Origin of the sequence: Pseudomonas sp. YQ_5, from assembly GCF_043103305.1 — a bacterium.
In the GTDB taxonomy this organism is placed as follows: Bacteria; Pseudomonadota; Gammaproteobacteria; order Pseudomonadales; family Pseudomonadaceae; genus Aquipseudomonas; species Aquipseudomonas putida_Y.
Window position 1 is genome coordinate 12,601 of record NZ_JBICJS010000053.1, and the last position, 21,261, is coordinate 33,861.

Annotated in this window: 18 protein-coding genes and 1 pseudogene; 7 read left to right on the forward strand and 12 right to left on the reverse strand. The window is 59.0% G+C overall.

Features of this window, described 5'->3' with window-relative positions:
- Window positions 1–144: 144 nt before the first annotated feature.
- The 9 genes from ACF8EA_RS11835 to rpmH all read right to left on the reverse strand — a co-directional run bounded on the left by ACF8EA_RS11835 (window position 145) and on the right by rpmH (window position 8,945).
- The gene (locus ACF8EA_RS11835; RefSeq protein ID WP_003253185.1) at window positions 145–1,017 is read right to left on the reverse strand and encodes a ParB/RepB/Spo0J family partition protein; all 873 of its coding nucleotides are present in this window, start codon (window positions 1,015–1,017) and stop codon (window positions 145–147) included.
- 9 nt (window positions 1,018–1,026) lie between these two features.
- Entirely contained in the window at window positions 1,027–1,818 is a 792-nt protein-coding gene (locus ACF8EA_RS11840; RefSeq protein ID WP_003253182.1) for a ParA family protein, read from the reverse strand.
- An 18-nt stretch (window positions 1,819–1,836) separates the two neighbouring features.
- Complete coding sequence (gene rsmG / locus ACF8EA_RS11845) at window positions 1,837–2,487, reverse strand: 16S rRNA (guanine(527)-N(7))-methyltransferase RsmG (protein WP_021785311.1); 651 nt, start codon at window positions 2,485–2,487, stop codon at window positions 1,837–1,839.
- Window positions 2,484–4,376: a tRNA uridine-5-carboxymethylaminomethyl(34) synthesis enzyme MnmG gene (mnmG, locus tag ACF8EA_RS11850; protein WP_274119163.1), complete on the reverse strand. Its 1,893-nt coding sequence runs from the start codon at window positions 4,374–4,376 to the stop codon at window positions 2,484–2,486. The genes rsmG and mnmG overlap by 4 nt, the downstream gene beginning before the upstream one ends.
- A gap of 635 nt (window positions 4,377–5,011) precedes the next feature.
- Window positions 5,012–6,382, reverse strand: a complete 1,371-nt coding sequence (gene mnmE, locus ACF8EA_RS11855; RefSeq protein ID WP_392522102.1) for a tRNA uridine-5-carboxymethylaminomethyl(34) synthesis GTPase MnmE — start codon at window positions 6,380–6,382, stop codon at window positions 5,012–5,014.
- An 87-nt stretch (window positions 6,383–6,469) separates the two neighbouring features.
- Window positions 6,470–8,152, reverse strand: a complete 1,683-nt coding sequence (gene yidC, locus ACF8EA_RS11860) for a membrane protein insertase YidC (RefSeq protein ID WP_021785314.1) — start codon at window positions 8,150–8,152, stop codon at window positions 6,470–6,472.
- 2 nt (window positions 8,153–8,154) lie between these two features.
- Complete coding sequence (gene yidD, locus ACF8EA_RS11865) at window positions 8,155–8,400, reverse strand: membrane protein insertion efficiency factor YidD (RefSeq protein WP_003253169.1); 246 nt, start codon at window positions 8,398–8,400, stop codon at window positions 8,155–8,157.
- A complete protein-coding gene (gene rnpA / locus ACF8EA_RS11870) occupies window positions 8,393–8,797 on the reverse strand; it encodes a ribonuclease P protein component (protein ID WP_003253166.1) in 405 nt (134 codons plus the stop codon). The genes yidD and rnpA overlap by 8 nt, the downstream gene beginning before the upstream one ends.
- Before the next feature lie 13 nt (window positions 8,798–8,810).
- Entirely contained in the window at window positions 8,811–8,945 is a 135-nt protein-coding gene (gene rpmH / locus ACF8EA_RS11875; protein ID WP_003253163.1) for a 50S ribosomal protein L34, read from the reverse strand.
- 595 nt (window positions 8,946–9,540) lie between these two features.
- Between rpmH and dnaA the strand changes: the two genes are divergently transcribed.
- The 4 genes from dnaA to gyrB are packed head-to-tail and all read left to right on the forward strand — an operon-like array spanning window position 9,541 to window position 15,746.
- Window positions 9,541–11,058: a chromosomal replication initiator protein DnaA gene (gene dnaA, locus ACF8EA_RS11880; protein ID WP_176682963.1), complete on the forward strand. Its 1,518-nt coding sequence runs from the start codon at window positions 9,541–9,543 to the stop codon at window positions 11,056–11,058.
- Window positions 11,059–11,098: 40 nt separating this feature from the next.
- A complete protein-coding gene (dnaN, locus tag ACF8EA_RS11885; protein ID WP_021785316.1) occupies window positions 11,099–12,202 on the forward strand; it encodes a DNA polymerase III subunit beta in 1,104 nt (367 codons plus the stop codon).
- A 15-nt stretch (window positions 12,203–12,217) separates the two neighbouring features.
- Window positions 12,218–13,321 (forward strand): DNA replication/repair protein RecF, encoded by a 1,104-nt coding sequence (recF, locus tag ACF8EA_RS11890; protein WP_003253154.1) that lies wholly within the window; start codon window positions 12,218–12,220, stop codon window positions 13,319–13,321.
- Between the two features lie 4 nt (window positions 13,322–13,325).
- Complete coding sequence (gene gyrB, locus ACF8EA_RS11895) at window positions 13,326–15,746, forward strand: DNA topoisomerase (ATP-hydrolyzing) subunit B (protein ID WP_021785317.1); 2,421 nt, start codon at window positions 13,326–13,328, stop codon at window positions 15,744–15,746.
- A gap of 64 nt (window positions 15,747–15,810) precedes the next feature.
- Here the strand turns inward: gyrB and ACF8EA_RS11900 are convergent, their stop codons facing one another.
- Window positions 15,811–16,218, reverse strand: a complete 408-nt coding sequence (locus ACF8EA_RS11900) for an RcnB family protein (protein ID WP_392522104.1) — start codon at window positions 16,216–16,218, stop codon at window positions 15,811–15,813.
- Window positions 16,219–16,347: 129 nt separating this feature from the next.
- Window positions 16,348–16,839, reverse strand: a pseudogene (locus ACF8EA_RS11905) (helix-turn-helix domain-containing protein); the annotation flags it as partial.
- 358 nt (window positions 16,840–17,197) lie between these two features.
- On the opposite strand from ACF8EA_RS11905, the gene ACF8EA_RS11910 reads away from it, so the two are divergent.
- From ACF8EA_RS11910 to ACF8EA_RS11920, 3 genes are read left to right on the forward strand one after another with little or no spacing between them, the layout of a single operon-like run.
- Window positions 17,198–18,082, forward strand: coding sequence for an MBL fold metallo-hydrolase (locus tag ACF8EA_RS11910; protein ID WP_010951461.1), 885 nt, complete (start codon window positions 17,198–17,200; stop codon window positions 18,080–18,082).
- Between the two features lie 41 nt (window positions 18,083–18,123).
- Window positions 18,124–19,392, forward strand: a complete 1,269-nt coding sequence (locus ACF8EA_RS11915) for an FAD/NAD(P)-binding oxidoreductase (RefSeq protein WP_392522106.1) — start codon at window positions 18,124–18,126, stop codon at window positions 19,390–19,392.
- Window positions 19,389–20,207 carry a sulfite exporter TauE/SafE family protein gene (locus ACF8EA_RS11920; RefSeq protein ID WP_392522108.1) on the forward strand — a complete coding sequence of 273 codons (819 nt, stop codon included), beginning with the start codon at window positions 19,389–19,391 and terminating at the stop codon, window positions 20,205–20,207. Before ACF8EA_RS11915 ends, ACF8EA_RS11920 begins: the two co-directional genes overlap by 4 nt.
- On the opposite strand, the gene ACF8EA_RS11925 is transcribed toward ACF8EA_RS11920, so the two are convergent.
- Window positions 20,196–21,083, reverse strand: coding sequence for a LysR family transcriptional regulator (locus tag ACF8EA_RS11925; protein WP_021784548.1), 888 nt, complete (start codon window positions 21,081–21,083; stop codon window positions 20,196–20,198). The genes ACF8EA_RS11920 and ACF8EA_RS11925 overlap by 12 nt on opposite strands.
- Window positions 21,084–21,261: the final 178 nt, after the last annotated feature.

A 21,261-nucleotide genomic window follows, 5' to 3' on the forward strand; every position in this document is an offset into this window, starting at 1 on the left:
CTGCTCCTCGGAAGTCGACCAACAAGTCAGCTATGACTTGGCATAATTTGTGCCGACAAAATGCGCGCAGAGTATAGGGGTGGATTAACCCCTATTCAACTCTTCGGTAGTGATTTCCGACTTCGCGCTACAACAGGAATTGTTTCAGCGGATGTGAGCGAGCACGCCTTGCAACTCGTCAAGCGAGTTGTAGCGAATAACCAACTGGCCTTTGCCCTTGTTGCCATGACGAATCTGTACGGCCGAGCCCAGGCGCTCTGCGAGCCGCTGTTCAAGCCGTGCGATATCCGGATCAGGTTTGCTCGGTTCGACCGGATCAGGCTTGTCGCTGAGCCACTGACGGACCAGTGCCTCGGTTTGGCGCACGGTGAGGCCACGTGCGACAACATGACGCGCCCCCTCCTCCTGACGATTTTCATCCAGGCCGAGCAATGCACGGGCGTGCCCCATCTCCAGGTCACCGTGGGCGAGCATGGTCTTGATCGCATCGGGCAAGGTAATGAGGCGCAGCAGGTTGGCCACGGTCACCCGCGACTTGCCCACAGCGTCAGCCACCTGCTGCTGGGTGAGCTCGAATTCCTGTTGCAGGCGCTGCAGGGCCATGGCCTCTTCCAGTGGGTTGAGGTCTTCGCGCTGGATGTTCTCGATCAATGCCATGGCGATGGCGGCTTCGTCGGGCACTTCGCGGACCATGGCCGGGATCGTGTCCAGGCCGGCCTGCTGGGTGGCGCGCCAACGGCGCTCACCGGCGATGATCTCGTATCGGTTGTCGCCAATCGGGCGTACCACGATCGGTTGCATCACACCATGGTTGCGAATCGAGTGCGCAAGCTCTTCCAGCGCCTCCGGGTCCATGTCACGGCGAGGTTGATACTTGCCACGCTGGACCAGCTCGACCGGCAGGTGTTGCAGTTCTTTCTGGTCGATCTTCACAGCCTGCTCTTCGAGCGCGCTGACGGAAGGACCACTGAGCAGTGCATCCAACCCACGTCCGAGACCCCGTTTCTTGACGGCCATACGGATTCCTTAAGTTGTTTGTGCAGTGCGTGATGGACGGCGTTGACGGCGTACCAGTTCCCCAGCCAGGGCCAGGTAAGCCAGCGCGCCCCGCGATTGCTTGTCGTAAGCAAGGGCTGGCATGCCGAAGCTGGGGGCCTCGGCCAAGCGAATGTTGCGCGGAATGACCGTGTCGTAAAGCTGAGGGCCAAAGTGCTCCTTCAACTGCGCCGAAACATCGTTGTTCAGGCTCAGGCGCGGATCGTACATGGTCCGCAGCAGGCCCTCGATCTTCAACTCCGGGTTCAACCGGGCGGCGATGCGCTTGATGTTATCCACAAGGTCGCTGAGACCTTCCAGTGCGTAATACTCGCACTGCATGGGGATAATTACGCCATCGGAAGCGACCAGCGCATTGAGCGTAAGCATCGACAGCGACGGCGGGCAGTCGATGAGGATGTAGTCGTAGTTATCGCGGATAGGCGCCAGCGCGTTGCGCAGACGGCTCTCCTTGACCTGCATTTCCAGCAGCACCACCTCAGCGGCGGTCAGGTCGCGGTTGGCCGGCAGCAACTGGAAGCCTCCGTGCTCGGAGTAGTGCATAGCCTGGGCCAAGTCGCACTCCCCGATCAGCAGGTCGTAGACCGAGTGCTCGAGCTCGTGCTTGTCCACACCGCTGCCCATGGTGGCGTTGCCCTGCGGATCGAGGTCGATCAGCAGGACACGACGCTTGGTCGCAGCCAGCGAGGCGGCGAGATTGATACAGGTGGTTGTCTTGCCCACACCACCTTTCTGGTTCGCGATTGCGAATACCTTAGCCATTGTTGCGAGTGTTCCCAGTCATGCCTTGCGGCGCAGTATCAGCAGATGGCGCTGGCCCTGGCAACCCGGAACGGTCAGGGCCTGTTCGCTTTCCACTGTGAAGTCTGCGGGCAATGCTACCAGTTCATCGGCAGGATGCAGCCCCTTCATTGCAAGCCATTGCGTCCCGGTGTCGCCCAAGTGGCGGGTCCAGTTGGTGAAGTTCTCCATGCTGCTGAAGGCGCGGGAGATGATTCCGTCGAACGGTTGTGCCGGCTGGAAGGCCTCGACCCGGCTGTGGATAACCGTGAGGTTGTCCAGCCTGAGTTCCATTTTCACCTGTGTCAGGAAACGGGTTTTCTTGCCATTGGCGTCCAGCACGGTGACGCGCTTGTGTGGATGCAGGATAGCCAGCGGAATGCCGGGCATGCCACCGCCGCTGCCAACATCCAGCCAGTTTTCACGGTCGTTGTGGATAAAAGACATGACGCTAAGGCTGTCGAGCAAATGACGCGAAACCATCTCGTCCGGGTCGCGCACGGCAGTCAGGTTGTAGGCTTTGTTCCATTTGATCAACAGAGCCAGGTAGCCAAGCAGCTTCTCGTGCTGCTCGGCAGTCAGCTCGACACCAAGCTGGCGCGCACCTGTGGACAACTCTTCAGCGTGTTGAGGGGTGACCAGGGAACTCAAGCGCTTTGCTCCAATTCGCGGCCAGCGCCGCGTTTTTTCAAGTGAATCAGCAACAGGGAAATCGCCGCCGGGGTCACACCCGGGATACGCGAAGCCTGACCCAGCGTCTCCGGACGGGTCTGGCTCAGCTTGCCCTGTATCTCCTTGGACAGGCCGGAAATCGTCGTGTAGTCGATATCCACAGGCAGGCGTGTGTCTTCGCTGGCGCGCAGTCGGGCAATTTCATCCTGCTGGCGGTCGATGTAGCCGGCGTACTTGGTGCGGATCTCGACCTGCTCGGCAACCTGTGAATCGATTACGTCACCGCCAGTCGCTTCGATCAGGCCGGCGTAGTCGATTTCGGGGCGCGCCAGCAGGTTGAGCAAGCTGTACTCGTGGCTCAGCGGAGTGCCGAACTTATCCACAATGGCCTGGCCTTGCTCGGTATTCGGCCGAACCCAGGTCGATTTCAGGCGCTGTTCCTCACGCTCGATACCGTCGCGCTTGGCGCAGAACGCGGCCCAGCGCTGGTCATCGATCAGGCCCAGTTCACGGCCCTTTTCGGTCAGGCGAAGGTCGGCGTTGTCTTCGCGCAGGATCAGGCGGTACTCGGCGCGCGAAGTGAACATGCGGTACGGCTCCTGAGTACCCAAAGTGATCAGGTCGTCGACCAGCACACCGATGTACGCTTCATCGCGGCGCGGGCACCAGCTGTCGCGACCTTGCGCACGCAGTGCAGCGTTGGTCCCGGCCAACAGACCTTGGGCACCGGCTTCTTCGTAACCGGTGGTGCCGTTGATCTGCCCGGCGAAGAACAGGCCGCCGATGACTTTGGTCTCGAGGCTGTACTTGAGGTCACGGGGATCGAAGTAGTCGTATTCGATGGCATAGCCCGGGCGCACGATGTGGGCGTTTTCCATGCCGCGGATCGAACGGACCAACTCCAGTTGCACGTCGAACGGCAGCGAAGTGGAAATACCATTGGGGTACAGCTCATGGGTGTTCAGGCCTTCCGGCTCAATAAACACCTGGTGGCTTTCCTTGTCGGCGAAGCGGTGGATCTTGTCTTCGATCGACGGACAGTAGCGCGGACCGACACCTTCGATCACGCCCGAGTACATCGGTGAGCGGTCGAGGTTCGAGGCAATGATCTCGTGGGTGCGCGCATTGGTGTGGGTAATCCAGCAGCTCACCTGACGCGGGTGCATTTCGGCATTGCCCATGAACGACATCACCGGGATCGGCGTATCGCCTGGCTGTTCGGTCATTACCGAGAAATCCACAGAGCGGCCGTCGATGCGTGGCGGGGTACCGGTTTTCAGGCGGCCGACGCGCAGCGGAAGTTCACGCATGCGGTGGGCAAGGGCAATCGAAGGTGGATCACCGGCGCGACCACCGGAATGGTTTTGCAGACCAATGTGGATAAGGCCGCCGAGGAAGGTACCGGTAGTCAGTACCACCGATTCGGCAAAGAAACGCAGGCCCATCTGGGTCACCACGCCTTTGACCTGGTCCTGCTCGACGATCAGGTCGTCGCAGGACTGTTGGAATATCCACAGGTTTGGCTGGTTTTCCAGGATTTCACGCACCACTGCCTTGTAGATGGCGCGGTCGGCTTGTGCACGGGTGGCACGTACGGCCGGGCCCTTGCGGTTGTTCAGAACGCGGAACTGGATGCCGCTCTTGTCGGTGGCCAGCGCCATGGCGCCGCCGAGCGCATCGATCTCTTTGACCAGATGGCTTTTGCCAATACCGCCGATGGCGGGGTTGCAGCTCATGTGACCGAGGGTTTCCACGTTATGGGTCAGCAGCAGGGTTTTTACACCCATGCGTGCAGACGCAAGCGCAGCCTCGGTACCGGCATGGCCGCCGCCGATGACGATCACGTCAAAACGGGAAGGGAAATCCACCACGCACCTCGTGCCTGTTTTTGCGAATAGAGAAGGTAAGCGGACAAGTATAGGGACTTCACCCCCAGTAAAGAAACCGTCTGAGCAAATTTTGACCAGTCTGTGGATGAGTGGCAGACAACAGAAATCAAAGATGAAGAATTTAAAAAAGCTTTGTTTTTATGTTTATTCTTATGCACAGCCTTTTCTGTGGATAAGGTCTTGGACGCCACGATTTACGTCATGTAGAGAGAAATTAAACCCTGTGGCTGGAGTGCCATGAGGGCTATGGATAACGTCTTTTAGCCTGTGGATTAAATAGCTATTTACCCACAAGGGGGTTTTTCCTCAGAAAAAAAGCCTGCTTATCAACTGAGCTGAAGGCGAGTTTTCCACAGGGCTCCTGAGCACAGTTTTCACGCTGGGTAAGGAAAATTCATCGCGCAGGCGACCAGGCATGGTCAATGTGGGAGCGAGCGAGCCCGTGAAAGGGCCGGTACATCCGCAGAAAATTAGTGCTTGCAAGGGCCTGTTCGGGGGCCCACCCGTTCCCACAGGTGCTTGGGTCATCGGCCTGCACTCATCTTCTGCAATGAATTTCAGGCAAAAAAAAGCCGCTCCCTAAGGAGCGGCGCTTGGCCTTGCCTGGCTGTGGATTACTTGCCGATGCAGAAGCTGGAGAAAATCCGCCCAAGCAGGTCATCCGAGCTGAATGCTCCTGTGATTTCCCCCAGCGCATGCTGTGCCTGGCGTAAGTCCTCAGCCAGAAGCTCTCCCGCGCCCGCCAAGGTCAATTGGGCACGGCCGTGCTCCAGGTGCTCGCTGGCCTGGCGCAAGGCATCCAGATGGCGCCGGCGGGCGCTGAAGCCACTCTCTGCAGTCTGTTCGTAACCCATACAGCCCTTCAGATGGTCGCGTAGCAGTTGCAGCCCTGTGTCGTCGCCCTTGGCGCTTAGGGTGATCGTCACGTGCCCGTCATCGCACTGCTCCAGCGCCACCTGCTCCCCACTCAGGTCAGCCTTGTTGCGTATCAGAGTGACCTTTGCCGGGTCGGGTCGCTGGTCAAGAAACTCGGGCCACAAAGCGAACGGGTCGCTGGCCTCGGGCGCAGTGGAGTCGACCACCAGCAGAACACGGTCTGCCTCGCCAATGGCCTTCAGGGCGCGTTCCACACCGATCTTTTCCACATGGTCATCGGTATCGCGCAAACCGGCAGTATCGACAACGTGCAGCGGCATGCCGTCGATGTGGATATGTTCGCGCAAGATATCCCGCGTGGTGCCGGCGATGTCCGTGACGATGGCTGCTTCCCGTCCGGCCAGCTGGTTCAGCAAACTTGATTTACCGGCATTCGGCCGACCGGCAATGACTACCGTCATGCCGTCGCGCAGCAAGGCGCCCTGCCCGGCCTCGCGCTGCACAGTGGATAACTCGCTGCGCACAGCATCAAGCATCGACAGCACGTGGCCATCGGCAAGGAAGTCGATCTCTTCCTCAGGAAAATCGATCGCCGCCTCGACGTAAATACGCAGGGCAATCAACGCCTCGGTAAGGCTGTGCACACGCTTGGAGAATTCCCCTTGCAGCGAGCGCAAGGCGTTTCGCGCTGCCTGGCTGGAACTGGCCTCGATCAGATCGGCGATGGCTTCGGCCTGAGCCAGGTCGAGCTTGTCGTTGAGGAAGGCGCGCTCGCTGAATTCGCCCGGACGGGCCAGACGACAGCCGACTTGTACACAGCGCTGCAGCAGCATGTCCAGAACCACCGGGCCACCGTGCCCCTGCAGTTCCAGCACGTCCTCGCCAGTGAATGAATTAGGCCCGGGAAAGAACAGCGCAATCCCTTCGTCCAGCACCAGCCCCTCATCGTCGCGGAACGGGCCGTAATGGGCATGCCGAGGGGTCAGGGTGCGGCCGGTGATCAATTGGCCGGCCTTGGCAGCCAGAGGACCGGACAACCTGACAATACCCACACCACCACGGCCCTGAGCCGTGGCGATGGCGGCGATGGTTTCACGCACAATGTTCATGCTCGAAAGCCTCTACGACAAAACGACAGATAGCAAAAACGCCCCACTAGGGGGCGTTTTTTATTCACAGGCTAGCGTATTAGCCCGTCAAGCAGCAGCTTTTTTGGTAGCTGCTTCGATACGGCGAGTGATGTACCACTGCTGCGAAATCGACAGGCAGTTGTTCACAACCCAGTACAGCACCAGACCGGCAGGGAACCACAGGAAGAAGAAGGTGAAGATGATCGGCATCATTTTCATCACCTTGGCCTGCATCGGATCCGGCGGTGTAGGGTTCAGGCGCTGCTGGATGAACATGGTGGCGCCCATGATGATCGGCAGGATGAAGAACGGATCCTTGATCGACAGGTCGGTAATCCACAGGATCCATGGGGCCTGGCGCATTTCCACGCTTTCCAGCAATACCCAGTACAGGGCCAGGAATACCGGCATCTGCACCAGGATCGGCAGGCAGCCGCCCAGTGGGTTGATCTTCTCTTTCTTGTACAGCTCCATCATCGCCTGGGACATCTTCTGGCGATCGTCACCGAAGCGTTCCTTGAGTGCGGCGAGCTTAGGTGCAACGGCACGCATACGCGCCATGGAGCGGTAGCTGGCAGCCGACAGCGGGAAGAACAGGCCTTTGATCAACATGGTCAGCACGATGATCGACCAGCCCCAGTTACCCAGCAGGCTGTGGATATGTTGCAGCAGCCAGAAGATCGGCTGGGCGATAAACCACAGGAAGCCGTAGTCGACGGTCAATTCCAGGCCTGGGGACAACTCTTTCAGCTTGGACTGGATCTTCGGACCGGCGTACAGCATGGCGCTGGTTTCGACCTTGCCGCCAGCCGGTACGCTGATAACCGGGCCGGTGTAACCGATGATGTAGTTGCCCTGGCTATCCTTGCGGGTCTGGACAACGTTGTTGTCCGACTTGGCTGGAATCCAGGCGGTCACGAAGTAGTGCTGCAGCCAGGCAACCCAGCCGCCGGACACATTTTCTTTCAAACTACCTTTGTCCATGTCCTTCATCGAGACCTTTTTGTAAGGCTCGGAAGCTGTCCACAGGGCGGCACCCAGGTAGGTAGCGGTACCAGTGGCAGTGCTGGATGACGGATCGCCGCTGGCATCACGCTTGAGCTGGGCAAACATGTTGCCGCTCCACGCCTGGCTGCTCTGGTTGTCGATCAGATAGCTGACATTCAGGTCGTACTCACCGCGCTTGAAGCTGAAACGCTTGATGTAGTTGACGCCGTTGTCACTGAACTTCAGGTCTACCACCAGTTGTTCCTGGCCGTCGGCCAGCTGGTAGCTTTTCTGTTCGGCGGCATACAGGGGACGGCCGCTGGCGCGGGCATCCGGACCGTCGGTGCCGGTCAGACCGCTTTGTGCCAGGTAAACACGCTCACCACCGTTGTCGAACAACTGGAATGGAATGTTCGGGTGGTCTTGACGGCGCGGGTACTTCGGCAGGTTCAGCTGAACGATGTCACCACCGACCGGATCGATAGCCAGTTCCAGAACGTCGGTCTTGACTCGGATCAGGTCCTTGCTGAGTGCGACCGGTGCCAGTTCGGCAGGGCTCGATTCGGCGTTGGCGCTCGGTACATCGGCGCTGGCACCGTTGTTACCGGCCGGCACGCCATCGGGCAAGCCCGGAGCAACAGTGCTGGCAGCAGTATTCTGAGTCGGCAGGGCAGCCTGGCCGTAGTCATCGTTCCACTTCAGGACCATGACGTAGGACACGACTGCCAGCGCGGCGATCAGGATCGTGCGTTTAATATCCATGATTACTCGGCTATCGAAGAAGTTCGGGAGGAAGGAGCGGGTGGAACGGGGTCGAAACCGCCGTCATTCCACGGATGACAACGCCCCAGGCGACGAACGGCCAGCCACCCACCACGCCAGATGCCATGGTTTTCGATGGCTTCATACGCGTAACAGGAGCAACTGGGGAAAAACCGACAGTGATTGGCCATCAGAGGACTAATGGCATAACGGTAAAACTGGATCGGAACGAGTGCCAGTTTACGCATCTTGGCTGTCTACCCCTGCGGAATTGGCGGTGACTGCTGGTGTCGGCCGGCTGCGCGCCAGGCGTTTCCAGAGCTTGCCAAAGTGTTGGTGCAATTCCGGGTTTTCTATCTCACCCAATCCCTTGCGCGCGACGATCACGATGTCCAGGCCGGCAAGCAATTGCTGGTTCAGACGAAAGGAATCGCGCATCAAGCGCTTGAGGCGGTTGCGTTGAACGGCGAGCTTGACACTCTTCTTGCCGATTACCAAGCCAAGGCGTGGGTGATCGAGGCCGTTCTCGCGAGCAAGGATCAGCAGGTTTTTCCCTGGAACCTTGCCGGTTGGGGAGTCGAAGACCGCTTTGAAATGCCGGGGTGTAAGCAGTCGCTTTTCCCGACTGAAGTCCTGACTCACCACCTGTGCCGAAAAATCAAATGGCCAGACGCTTACGGCCTTTGGCACGACGACGCGACAGAACAGCACGGCCGTTCTTGGTAGCCATACGGGCACGGAAACCGTGGGTGCGGGCGCGCTTGATGGTGCTTGGTTGGAAAGTACGTTTCATGGCGTGTTACCTGGTTTGTCGACGACGGGCCGGGATGGCCCCCTTTTTAAGAGACCGGCGATTCTAGAGAAAGCAAGCCCATAGGTCAATTTCCAACCAGTCATTGCATATAGAGCGTGTGATGGACGGTACCTCCTGGATCGTGCCAAAGGGGTGCTTGATCGGACACCCGCATCGGGGACAACATGAAAAAAAAGAAGAGACATATAAAAAGCTTTTCTGAAGAACTTATAAATCTTAGGTGGATAACCTTCTGTGGATAACCATCGTCAGGCCATGAAATACGTGCTGTACAGAGTTTTACAACTTTGTTCTGAACCGGTGCTGCGGCTGTTTCCATCATGAGTGAAAGCTGTGGATGAAAAGACCTGTTATCCACAGCTGAGTTATCAACAGACTTGCGCCTAGGGTTGTGCATAGACCTCATGCATGGTTATCCACAGACCTTATTCACAGAGCCGGAGCGCCGTTTTGGTCGATAAATGGCTGTTTTGTCATGGTTCCTAACGTGTCCACATGTGGATAACTGAACGCTCGACCGGTACAATGGCGGTTTGTTTTTGCCTCATCCGGCTTTCAAACTCAGGGGATATCCGTGTCAGTGGAACTTTGGCAGCAGTGCGTGGAGCTTCTGCGCGATGAACTGCCTGCCCAGCAATTCAACACCTGGATCCGTCCGCTACAGGTCGAAGCCGAAGGCGACGAGTTGCGCGTCTATGCGCCTAACCGTTTCGTCCTCGATTGGGTCAATGAAAAGTACCTGGGTCGCTTGCTCGAGCTGTTGGGTGAGAACGGTAGCGGCATTGCACCTGCCCTTTCCTTATTAATAGGTAGCCGACGCAGCTCGGCCCCAAGGGCTGCGCCCAACGCGCCAGTCAGCGCTGCCGTTGCGGCTTCGCTGGCGCAGACCCAGGCACACAAGGCTGCCCCGGCAGCAGCGGTTGAGCCTGTTGCCGTGGCTGCGGCCGAGCCTGTGCTGGTCGAGACGTCTTCGCGTGACAGCTTTGATGCCATGGCAGAGCCAGCTGCGGCGCCGCCCAGTGGTGGCCGGGCTGAACAGCGCACCGTGCAGGTTGAAGGTGCGCTCAAGCACACCAGCTACCTGAACCGGACCTTTACCTTTGACACTTTCGTCGAAGGCAAGTCGAACCAGCTCGCCCGCGCGGCTGCCTGGCAGGTTGCGGACAACCCCAAGCATGGCTACAACCCGCTGTTCCTTTATGGCGGTGTGGGTTTGGGTAAAACCCACCTTATGCATGCTGTGGGTAACCATCTGCTGAAGAAGAATCCGAACGCCAAGGTGGTGTACCTGCATTCGGAGCGTTTCGTCGCGGACATGGTCAAAGCGTTGCAGCTCAATGCCATCAACGAATTCAAGCGCTTCTACCGCTCGGTGGACGCGTTGCTGATCGACGATATCCAGTTCTTCGCTCGCAAAGAGCGCTCGCAGGAAGAGTTTTTCCACACCTTCAACGCCTTGCTTGAGGGTGGCCAGCAGGTAATCCTTACCTCTGACCGCTATCCCAAGGAAATCGAAGGCCTGGAAGAGCGTCTGAAGTCGCGCTTTGGTTGGGGGCTGACGGTGGCTGTCGAGCCGCCAGAACTGGAGACCCGCGTAGCAATTCTGATGAAGAAGGCCGATCAGGCCAAAGTCGAGCTCCCGCATGACGCAGCCTTTTTCATCGCTCAGCGCATTCGATCCAACGTCCGTGAGCTGGAAGGTGCACTGAAGCGGGTTATCGCTCACTCGCATTTCATGGGGCGTGACATCACCATCGAGCTGATTCGTGAATCGCTCAAGGATCTGTTGGCGCTGCAAGACAAACTGGTCAGTGTGGATAACATTCAGCGTACTGTTGCTGAGTACTACAAGATCAAGATCTCCGATCTGCTGTCCAAGCGTCGTTCGCGTTCTGTCGCGCGCCCGCGTCAGGTAGCCATGGCCCTGTCCAAGGAGTTGACCAACCACAGTCTGCCGGAAATCGGCGACATGTTCGGTGGTCGCGACCATACGACCGTGCTGCACGCCTGCCGCAAAATCAATGAACTGAAGGAATCCGACGCGGACATCCGCGAGGACTACAAGAACCTGCTGCGGACGCTGACGACCTGATGGCCGTCTGCGCAGCTAATTGAAGGCAAGGGACTAGACCATGCATTTCACCATTCAACGCGAAGCCCTGTTGAAACCCCTGCAACTGGTCGCCGGTGTCGTCGAGCGCCGTCAGACCTTGCCGGTCCTGTCCAACGTATTGCTGGTCGTACAAGGCCAGCAACTGTCGTTGACCGGTACCGACCTGGAAGTCGAACTGGTAGGCCGCGTGCAACTGGATGAGCCGGCCGAGCCCGGCGAAATCACTGTTCCGGCGCGCAAGCTGATGGACATCTGCAAAAGCTTGCCTAACGACGCCCTGATCGATATCAAGGTCGATGAGCAGAAATTGTTGGTAAAGGCCGGCCGCAGCCGCTTCACCTTGTCGACCCTGCCTGCCAACGACTTCCCGACTGTGGAAGAAGGCCCGGGTTCGCTGACCTGCAACCTGGAGCAGAGCAAGCTGCGCCGCCTGATCGAGCGAACCAGCTTCGCCATGGCCCAGCAGGATGTGCGCTATTACCTCAACGGTATGCTGCTTGAGGTTTCCCGCAACACGTTGCGCGCCGTATCCACCGACGGTCACCGCTTGGCGCTTTGCTCGATGAGCGCGCCGATCGAGCAGGAGGATCGACACCAGGTCATCGTGCCGCGTAAAGGTATCCTGGAATTGGCGCGCCTGCTGACCGACCCTGAAGGTATGGTCAGCATCGTGCTGGGCCAGCATCACATCCGCGCCACTACTGGCGAGTTCACCTTTACCTCCAAGCTGGTGGACGGCAAGTTCCCGGACTACGAGCGCGTACTGCCCAAAGGCGGTGACAAGCTGGTTGTCGGAGACCGCCAGGCGCTGCGTGAGGCCTTCAGCCGTACTGCGATTCTTTCCAACGAAAAGTACCGCGGTATTCGCCTGCAACTGGCAGCCGGCCAGCTGAAGATCCAGGCTAACAACCCCGAGCAGGAAGAAGCTGAAGAAGAAATCAGCGTGGACTACGAAGGTAGCTCGCTGGAGATTGGTTTCAACGTCAGCTACTTGCTGGACGTGCTGGGCGTGATGACTACTGAGCAAGTTCGTCTGATCTTGTCCGATTCCAACAGCAGTGCGCTGCTGCAGGAAGCTGGCAATGACGATTCTTCCTACGTTGTCATGCCGATGCGCCTGTAACCTGTAGCAGGCGAAATGTCCCTTCGACGTATCATGGTCACCGCGGTGCGCAACTTGCACCCGGTGACACTCTTACCCTCCCCCCGCATCAACATCCTTTACGGCGCCAACGGCAGCGGCAAGACCAGCGTGCTAGAAGCCGTGCATTTGCTTGGGCTGGCCCGTTCATTTCGCAGCACCCGCCTTAATCCGGTTATTCAGTACGAACAGGCTGCCTGTACTGTGTTCGGCGAGGTTCAGCTGACGGAGGGTGGTACGAGCAACCTGGGTGTGTCCCGTGAGCGCCAAGGGGAGTTTACTATCCGTATCGATGGGCAGAATGCGCGCAGTGCTGCGCAATTGGCTGAGTTACTGCCGCTTCAGCTCATCAACCCAGACAGTTTCCGGCTGCTTGAAGGTGCCCCAAAAATACGCCGCCAGTTTCTGGACTGGGGTGTGTTCCACGTGGAACCTCGTTTTCTGCCAGCCTGGCAACGCCTTCAGAAGGCGCTGCGGCAGCGGAACTCATGGTTGCGTCATGGTACACTTGACCCAGCTTCGCAAGCCGCCTGGGACCGGGAACTGTGCCTGGCTAGCGCGGAAATAGATGAATACCGTCGCAACTACATCAAGGCCTTGAAGCCCGTCTTCGAGCGAACCCTGAGCGAACTGGTCGAGCTGGACGGGTTGACCCTGAGCTACTACCGAGGCTGGGACAAGGACCGGGAACTGCAAGAAGTACTCGCCTCCTCTCTCCTTCGCGATCAGCAGATGGGCCATACCCAAGCCGGTCCGCAGCGTGCTGATCTGCGTTTGCGGTTGGCTGGCAACAACGCAGCCGACATCCTGTCGCGTGGTCAGCAAAAGTTGGTGGTATGCGCATTGCGCATTGCCCAAGGCCACCTCGTTAGTCAGGCTCGCCGCGGTCACTGTATTTATCTCGTGGATGACTTGCCGTCCGAACTGGATGACCAGCATCGCCGCGCACTGTGCCGCTTGCTTGAAGAATTACGCTGCCAGGTGTTCATCACCTGTGTAGATCACGAATTACTGAGGGAAGGCTGGCAGACGGAAACGCCAGTTGCTTTGTTCCACGTGGAACAAGGCCGTATCACCCAGACCCACGACCATCGGGAGTGAAGGCATGAGCGAAAATCAAACGTACGACTCCTCCAGCATTAAGGTGCTGAAAGGTTTGGATGCCGTACGCAAGCGTCCCGGCATGTACATTGGCGACACCGATGATGGTAGTGGCCTGCACCACATGGTCTTCGAGGTGGTCGACAACTCGATCGACGAAGCCCTCGCCGGTCACTGCGATGACATCACTGTCATCATCCACCCGGACGAATCTATCAGTGTGCGCGACAACGGTCGCGGCATTCCGGTCGATGTGCACAAGGAAGAAGGCGTTTCCGCAGCCGAGGTCATCATGACTGTGCTGCACGCCGGCGGTAAGTTCGACGACAACTCCTACAAAGTATCCGGCGGTCTGCACGGTGTAGGTGTGTCGGTTGTGAACGCCCTGTCCGAGAAGCTGGTTCTGACCGTTCGCCGTAGCGGCAAGATCTGGGAACAGACTTATGTTCACGGTGTTCCACAAGCGCCTATGGCGGTTGTCGGTGACAGTGAAACCACGGGTACCCACATCCACTTCAAGCCATCGGCTGAAACCTTCAAGAACATTCACTTCAGCTGGGACATCCTGGCCAAGCGCATCCGCGAACTGTCGTTCCTCAACTCGGGCGTTGGCATTCTGCTGAAGGATGAGCGCAGCGGTAAGGAAGAGTTCTTCAAGTACGAAGGCGGCCTGCGTGCGTTCGTCGAGTACTTGAACACCAACAAGACGCCGGTCAACTCCCAGGTGTTCCACTTCAACGTTCAGCGTGAGGATGGCGTGGGTGTTGAAGTCGCCCTGCAATGGAACGACAGCTTCAACGAAAACCTGCTGTGCTTCACCAACAATATTCCGCAGCGTGATGGCGGTACCCACCTGGTGGGTTTCCGTTCCTCGCTGACCCGTAGCCTTAACAACTACATCGAGCAGGAAGGCCTGGCCAAGAAGAACAAGGTGGCAACCACTGGCGACGACGCCCGTGAAGGCCTTACTGCGATCATCTCGGTTAAGGTACCGGACCCGAAGTTCAGCTCGCAGACCAAAGACAAGCTGGTCTCCTCGGAGGTGAAAACTGCCGTGGAACAGGAGATGAACAAGTTCTTCGCCGATTTCCTGTTGGAAAACCCGAACGAGGCCAAGGCCGTCGTTGGCAAGATGATCGACGCTGCTCGCGCCCGTGAAGCCGCCCGTAAAGCCCGTGAGATGACCCGCCGTAAAGGTGCGCTGGATATCGCTGGCCTGCCGGGCAAACTGGCGGACTGCCAAGAGAAGGATCCTGCTCTCTCCGAACTGTACCTGGTGGAGGGTGACTCTGCGGGTGGCTCGGCCAAGCAAGGCCGCAACCGTCGTACCCAGGCGATCTTGCCGCTGAAGGGTAAAATCCTCAACGTCGAGAAAGCGCGCTTCGACAAGATGATTTCTTCCCAGGAAGTGGGCACGCTGATCACCGCGCTGGGCTGTGGTATCGGCCGCGAAGAGTACAACATCGATAAACTGCGTTATCACAACATCATCATCATGACCGATGCTGACGTTGACGGTTCGCACATCCGTACACTGCTGCTGACCTTCTTCTTCCGTCAGCTGCCGGAGCTGGTCGAGCGTGGTTACATCTATATTGCCCAGCCACCGCTGTACAAGGTGAAAAGAGGCAAGCAGGAGCAGTACATCAAGGACGATGAGGCCATGGAAGAGTACATGACCCAGTCGGCTCTGGAAGATGCCAGCCTGCACCTGGACGAATCGGCGCCAGCAGTTTCCGGTGTGCAGCTGGAAGCGCTGGTGAATGAGTTCCGTAGTGTCATGAAGACCCTCAAGCGCCTGTCGCGCTTGTACCCGGAAGAGCTGACTGAGCACTTCGTCTACCTGCCCGAGGTGACTCTGGAGCAGTTGGGCGACCACGCTGTGATGCAGGCCTGGCTGGCCCAGTTCCAGGCGCGTCTGAACTCCAATCAGAAGTCTGGCTTGGCTTACAACGCCAGCCTGCGTGAAGACAAAGAGCGCAACGTATGGCTGCCTGAAGTGGAAATCACCTCCCATGGCTTAGCCAGCTACATCACGTTCAACCGCGACTTCTTCGGCAGCAATGACTACCGTACCGTAGTCAACATTGGTGCCAAGCTGTCGAGCCTGTTGGGTGAGGGTGCGTACGTACAGCGCGGTGAACGGCGCAAGGCAATCGTCGAGTTCAAAGAGGGCCTGGATTGGCTGATGAATGAGACCACCAAGCGCCATACGATTCAGCGATACAAAGGGCTGGGTGAGATGAACCCGGACCAGCTGTGGGAAACCACCATGGACCCGACCGTTCGCCGTATGCTCAAGGTCACCATCGAAGATGCCATCGCAGCAGACCAGATCTTCAACACCCTGATGGGTGATGCGGTCGAGCCGCGTCGTGACTTCATCGAAAGTAACGCGCTGTCGGTGTCGAACCTGGACTTCTGATCAGGTGTAATTCGCCAGACACTAAGAAGCCCGCTGATGCGGGCTTTTTAGTGCCTGCAAAGAATCAGTAGCCGGTGAGAATGTTCACGATCACACCGCTGGCAATAGCCACCAGCACATAGTCGCCATTCACATACAGCCAGCGATGATCACGAGGTGGCGCATACAGGTGGCGCGCTTTCCAGTCGGTTACCCAGTAACGGTCACCACGGTAACGTGGATCAACGGCATGACCACGGTGCCACTGCTTATGAGGTATCGGCATGCCGTGTTGTGGGCGGAAGTTGGGATCTCGGTAAGCAGGACCGTGGCCGTTGTCATGGCGGCCCTGTTGGTGTGACTGGGCATGTGGCGGGTTGCCTTGGTGCGATCGGCTGCCATCATGTCGATCAGGTGGACCAGGCTGCGCGAAGCTGACCAGCGGTACGCTGAGTATGAGCGCGGCGCAGATCACGGTTAGGGGGGTCTTCATTTGATGTGGTCCTCTGCCTGTTATCGCCTGGCACGTATTGATTGCCAGGTTCGGTTAACTGATCAGACCACGATTTTTCCCTTGTAATGTCAGGACGCAGGTAAAGGTCCGGTAAAGTCTGCCGTTCTTTCAGTGCAGCCCGAGCGCTTTCAAGCGGCGATAAAGCGTGCGTTCACTCATGCCAAGGTGACTGGCCAGTTCGCTACGCGACCCCTTGAACTGTTCCAGCGCCTGCGCCAATTCACCCAGGTCATTGCGATGGCCGTTTCCTTTAGCTGCGCCAGCCAGTCCGGTGTCTTCCGGCAAATGCTCCGGTCTGATCACACCGTCATCGGCAAATAAACGCGCGCGTTCCAGAATGTTGCGCAACTCGCGGATATTGCCCGGAAATGAATGCAACGCAAGTTGCTGCAAGGCAGCATCACTCAGCCTGGGCGTTGCTTGGCCGGCCATGCGTTGCAGCAGGCTCTGGGCGAGTAGCGGCAGACCTTCCACCCGTTCGCGCAATGCAGGCAGACGAATTGGAAAGCCGCTGATGCGGTAGTACAGGTCTTCACGGAAGAAACCATCCGCGACCATTTTCTTGAGCGGTTTGTGGGTGGCCGATATTAGGCGGAAATCCGGGCGATAGGCCGCATTGGCGGCGAGGATGTTGTAGTCGGTGTCCAACACGATGGTCGGGAGGGCATCGTGCTCAAGGTAGGAAACCAGCAAGGTAGGAAACCAGAGCTAGGATGAGGGGATGGGCTTCAGGCATGACGGCACCGTATGGATGACCGATGCAGGGTAATAAGGACTGCCAAACACTGCCATTAGCTGTCAGTCGCCTGCCGCCTGGGCTGTCAGTTTTATCGGCAACTGTCTGCAACTGGCCGGTTTTATTGGCCAGTGAGTGGCAAAAAGCCTGGCATGCATCTTGATAAAGCTCCTGTCACTGCCTACGCCTGTACAAGGCGGGGCGGATAAATTGGAGAACGTGATGATCATCGGCAACAACCTTCACGTGGACGCCTTTTACGACGAGGCGACCTCGACCATCAGCTACCTGGTCATGGACCGTGAAACCCGACAATGCGCACTGATCGACAGCGTGCTGGATTACGACCCAAAGTCCGGACGCACCTGCAGCGCTTCGGCTGATCGCCTGATCGAGCGTGTGAACGAGCTGAATGCCAGTGTGCGGTGGGTGCTGGAAACCCATGTACACGCCGACCACCTTTCAGCCGCTGCCTACCTGAAGGAAAAGCTGGGCGGTCATACCGCTATCGGCGCGCATATCACCCAGGTGCAGAAAGTGTTTGGCGCCTTGTTCAATGCAGAGCCCGGCTTCGCCCGTGATGGCAGCCAGTTCGATGTGCTGCTCGAAGACGAGGAAGGTTTCCGGATTGGCAACCTGCAGGCCCGGGCGCTGCACACACCTGGGCACACGCCCGCGTGCATGAGTTTCATGATCGAGGATGCCGGCGAGATTGCGGTATTTGTTGGAGACACCTTGTTCATGCCCGACTACGGCACCGCCCGCTGCGACTTCCCCGGGGCCGATGCCCGCACCTTGTACCGCTCAATCCGTCGCCTGCTGGCTTTCCCCGATCAGACTCGGTTGTTCATGTGCCACGACTACCTGCCAGGTGGCCGCGACATGCAGTACGTCACTACTGTCGCCGAGCAGCGCGCCCACAACATTCACATCCACCAGGGTATCGACGAGGACAGCTTCGTGGCCATGCGCGAAGCCCGCGACAAGACGCTCGAAATGCCGGTGCTGATATTGCCTTCAGTGCAGGTGAACATGCGCAGCGGCCAACTGCCCCCACCGGAGGCGAACGGTGTGAGCTATCTGAAGATCCCGCTGAACAAGCTGTAACCGCCCTGCCCTCCATAATCAGATTTCCAGGATTTACCGCCATGCCTGCCTCGTTGTCCCCTGCCAATACCGACCACCACAAGGTGGTCATCGTCGGTGCCGGTGCCGCCGGTATCGCCACTGCTTCCAGCCTGATCAGCCGCGACCCGTCGTTGGACGTCGCCTTGATCGACCCTGCCGAAGTGCACTATTACCAACCCGGCTGGACCATGGTCGGTGCAGGTGTGTTCAAGGCACCAAGCACGGCCCGCACCATGGCGTCGACCATTCCTCGTGGTGTGCGCTGGGTCAAGGCACGGGTAAAGGGATTCGACCCGCTGGGCCAGCTGGTCATCCTCAATGATGGTCGCACCATCAGCTATGAACAGCTGATCGTCTGCCCCGGCCTCAAGCTGGACTGGGCGGCCATCGATGGGCTCAGCGAGACCCTGGGCCGCAACGGTGTCACCTCCAACTATCGCTACGACCTGGCGCCCTATACCTGGGAACTGGTGCAAAAGCTCAAGCAAGGACGCGCGGTGTTCTGCCAGCCGCCCATGCCGATCAAGTGCGCCGGTGCACCCCAGAAGGCGCTGTATCTGTCTTGCGACCACTGGCTACGCCATGGCCATTTGGGCGCGGTGAAAGCCAGCTTCTACAATGCGGGTGCCGTGTTGTTCGGTGTCGCCGACTACGTGCCCGCGCTGATGAAATACATCGAGAAATACGCCGTCGATCTCAACTTCTCCCACAGGCTGCTTGCCGTAGATGGCCCGGGCAAGCGCGCTACATTCTTGCGTACCTTGCCCGATGGCAGCAGCGAAACGCGCATCGAGGCCTTCGACATGCTGCACGTGGTGCCACCACAGGTGGCGCCAGACTTCATTCGCGAAAGCCCCTTGGCCGATAGCTCCGGCTGGGTCGACGTCGATCCGCATACCCTGCGCCATCGCAAATACACCAACGTTCATGCCCTGGGTGACGTGGCTAACACCAGCAATGCCAAGACCGCCGCGGCGGCCCGCAAGCAGGCACCGGTGGTCGCCAACAATGTGCTGGTGGCATTGGGCAGGCTGGGAACCCTGGCCCATTACGACGGCTATGGCTCGTGCCCGCTTACCGTCGAGCGCGGCAAGATCGTCCTGGCCGAGTTCACCTATGGCGGCAAGCTGGCACCGAGCTTCCCCAATTGGTTGCTGGATGGCCGCAAGCCAACACGCTTGGCCTGGCTGCTCAAGGCACAGGCGCTGCCACCGTTGTACTGGCAAGGCATGCTCAAGGGGCGCGAGTGGTTGGCACGTCCGCAACTGGTAGCCGAGGGTGGGCAGTGATCGAGCATCAACTGTTAGGGGCGGGCCTGGGCGCAATCATCGGCGCGGTGCTGGCACTGACCGGCGCAGGCGGTGGCATTCTCGCTGTACCCTTGCTGGTGTTCGGCCTGGGGTTATCGATAGTCGAGGCGGCCCCGGTCGGCCTGCTGGCTGTTGGTTTGGCTGCGGGGGTTGGCGCAGTGCTGGGCTTGCGCCAAGGGCTGGTGCGTTATCGGGCTGCGCTGTTCATTGCCTCGGTTGGTGTGGCAGCAGCGCCGTTCGGGCTGATGCTGGCGCACCGACTGCCAAATACACCGTTGCAGTTGGTGTTCGCCGGGGTGCTGGTTTATGCCTGCCTGCGTATCTGGCGCAAGGCGGCCAAAGAACTGCGTGGCGAAGCCAATGAAGCTCATCGCTTTATTGAGCCATGTGTGCTGAACCCGCTGCAGGGTCGTTTGCGCTGGACCCTGCCCTGCGCGCGCGCATTGGCATTCACGGGTGCCTTGTCCGGCTTGTTGTCCGGCCTGCTCGGCGTGGGTGGGGGGTTCGTCATCATCCCGGCCCTGAACCGCTACACCAATCTGCGCATGGCCAGCATCGTCTCCACCTCGCTGGCGGTGATTGCCCTGGTCTCTACCGGCAGTGTGGTCAGCGCCAGCCTTGCGGGCGTCATGCACTGGCAGGTTGGCGCCCCGTTTGCCTTCGGCGCGGTGCTCGGCCTGCTGCTGTCGCGACCATTGGCAGCCAGGTTGGCCGGGCCGCGCCTGCAGCAGATGTTTGCCTTGGCAGGTTGGGCCGCTGCCTTGTTGTTGGCCGGCAAGGCGTTACTGGGCTAGCAACTCGCTCTGTTCGGCCGCGCACAACGCCAGCAGGTAGTCCCACACCACCCGCAGGCGCACAGACTTGTGCAGCTCGCGGCGGGTGCAGATCCAGTAGCTGCGCTGGATGGTCTCACCCGGCAGCACGCGCACCAGTGTCGGGTCGTGGCGGGCCATGTAATTGGGCAGCACGGCGATGCCCAGCCCCGCGCGGGCGGCGGCTTGTTGGGCGATCACGCTGGTGCTGCGAAACACCACGTTGGGTGCTCGGCAGAAACTGTTGAGAAACAGCAGTTCCTGGCTGAACAGCAAATCGTCGACGTAGCCGATCCAGCTGTGCCGAGCCAGGTCTTCGCGGTGGCGCAGTGGCGGCGCGCGGTCCAGGTAGTCCTGGCTGGCGTATAGCGCCAAGCGGTAGTCGGTGAGTTTGCGGGTGATCAGCAGATCGGCGTTGGGTCGCTCCAGATGGATGCTGATTTCCGCCTCGCGGTTGAGGATGCTGACGAAACGCGGCACCGCTACCAGCTCCACTTCCAGGCCGGGGTAGCGCTCGAACAACGCGTTCATGCGCGGGGTGAAGAACATGATGCCGATGCCTTCGGTTACCCCCAGGCGAATCTTGCCCAGCGGGGTGATGGCCTGGGTGATTTCTTCCTGCGCCAGCAGGGCGACATTTTCCATGGCTTCGGCATGCTTGAGCAGGGCTTGGCCCGATGGGGTCAGCTCGTACCCCTGGGCATGCTGCACGAACAGCGCGGTCCCCAGGCTCTGCTCGATGCTCTCGATGTGCCGGGCCACGGTGCTGTGGGTAGTGTTGAGGCGCTTGGCGGCGGTCAGCAGGCGGCCGCTGCGCTGCAACTCGAGGAAAAACCGCAGATCGTTCCAGTCGAACATGCTTGTCCTTTTTGGCAGTTCGTTCCGGCCTCTTCGCGGGCAGTCCAGGTGCGCTGAACATCCTGCAGGCAACGTGGTCCCGGTGGGAGCGGGCGAGCCCGCGAAGAGGTCGGTACAGGCTTGCCACTGTGCTAAAACGCACAGCGGCTGCGCGAAATCTCGTGTTTCCACCACGAAA

Bases quoted from the DNA above. Each gene is read 5' to 3' on its own strand.
- ACF8EA_RS11835 (WP_003253185.1), bottom strand. From the start codon at position 1,017: ATGGCCGTCAAGAAACGGGGTCTCGGACGTGGGTTGGATGCACTGCTC.
- ACF8EA_RS11840 (WP_003253182.1), bottom strand. From the start codon at position 1,818: ATGGCTAAGGTATTCGCAATCGCGAACCAGAAAGGTGGTGTGGGCAAG.
- mnmE (WP_392522102.1), bottom strand. From the start codon at position 6,382: ATGAACATTGTGCGTGAAACCATCGCCGCCATCGCCACGGCTCAGGGC.
- yidC (WP_021785314.1), bottom strand. From the start codon at position 8,152: ATGGATATTAAACGCACGATCCTGATCGCCGCGCTGGCAGTCGTGTCC.
- yidD (WP_003253169.1), bottom strand. From the start codon at position 8,400: ATGCGTAAACTGGCACTCGTTCCGATCCAGTTTTACCGTTATGCCATT.
- rpmH (WP_003253163.1), bottom strand. From the start codon at position 8,945: ATGAAACGTACTTTCCAACCAAGCACCATCAAGCGCGCCCGCACCCAC.
- dnaN (WP_021785316.1), top strand. From the start codon at position 11,099: ATGCATTTCACCATTCAACGCGAAGCCCTGTTGAAACCCCTGCAACTG.
- recF (WP_003253154.1), top strand. From the start codon at position 12,218: ATGTCCCTTCGACGTATCATGGTCACCGCGGTGCGCAACTTGCACCCG.
- gyrB (WP_021785317.1), top strand. From the start codon at position 13,326: ATGAGCGAAAATCAAACGTACGACTCCTCCAGCATTAAGGTGCTGAAA.
- ACF8EA_RS11900 (WP_392522104.1), bottom strand. From the start codon at position 16,218: ATGAAGACCCCCCTAACCGTGATCTGCGCCGCGCTCATACTCAGCGTA.
- ACF8EA_RS11910 (WP_010951461.1), top strand. From the start codon at position 17,198: ATGATCATCGGCAACAACCTTCACGTGGACGCCTTTTACGACGAGGCG.
- ACF8EA_RS11915 (WP_392522106.1), top strand. From the start codon at position 18,124: ATGCCTGCCTCGTTGTCCCCTGCCAATACCGACCACCACAAGGTGGTC.
- ACF8EA_RS11925 (WP_021784548.1), bottom strand. From the start codon at position 21,083: ATGTTCGACTGGAACGATCTGCGGTTTTTCCTCGAGTTGCAGCGCAGC.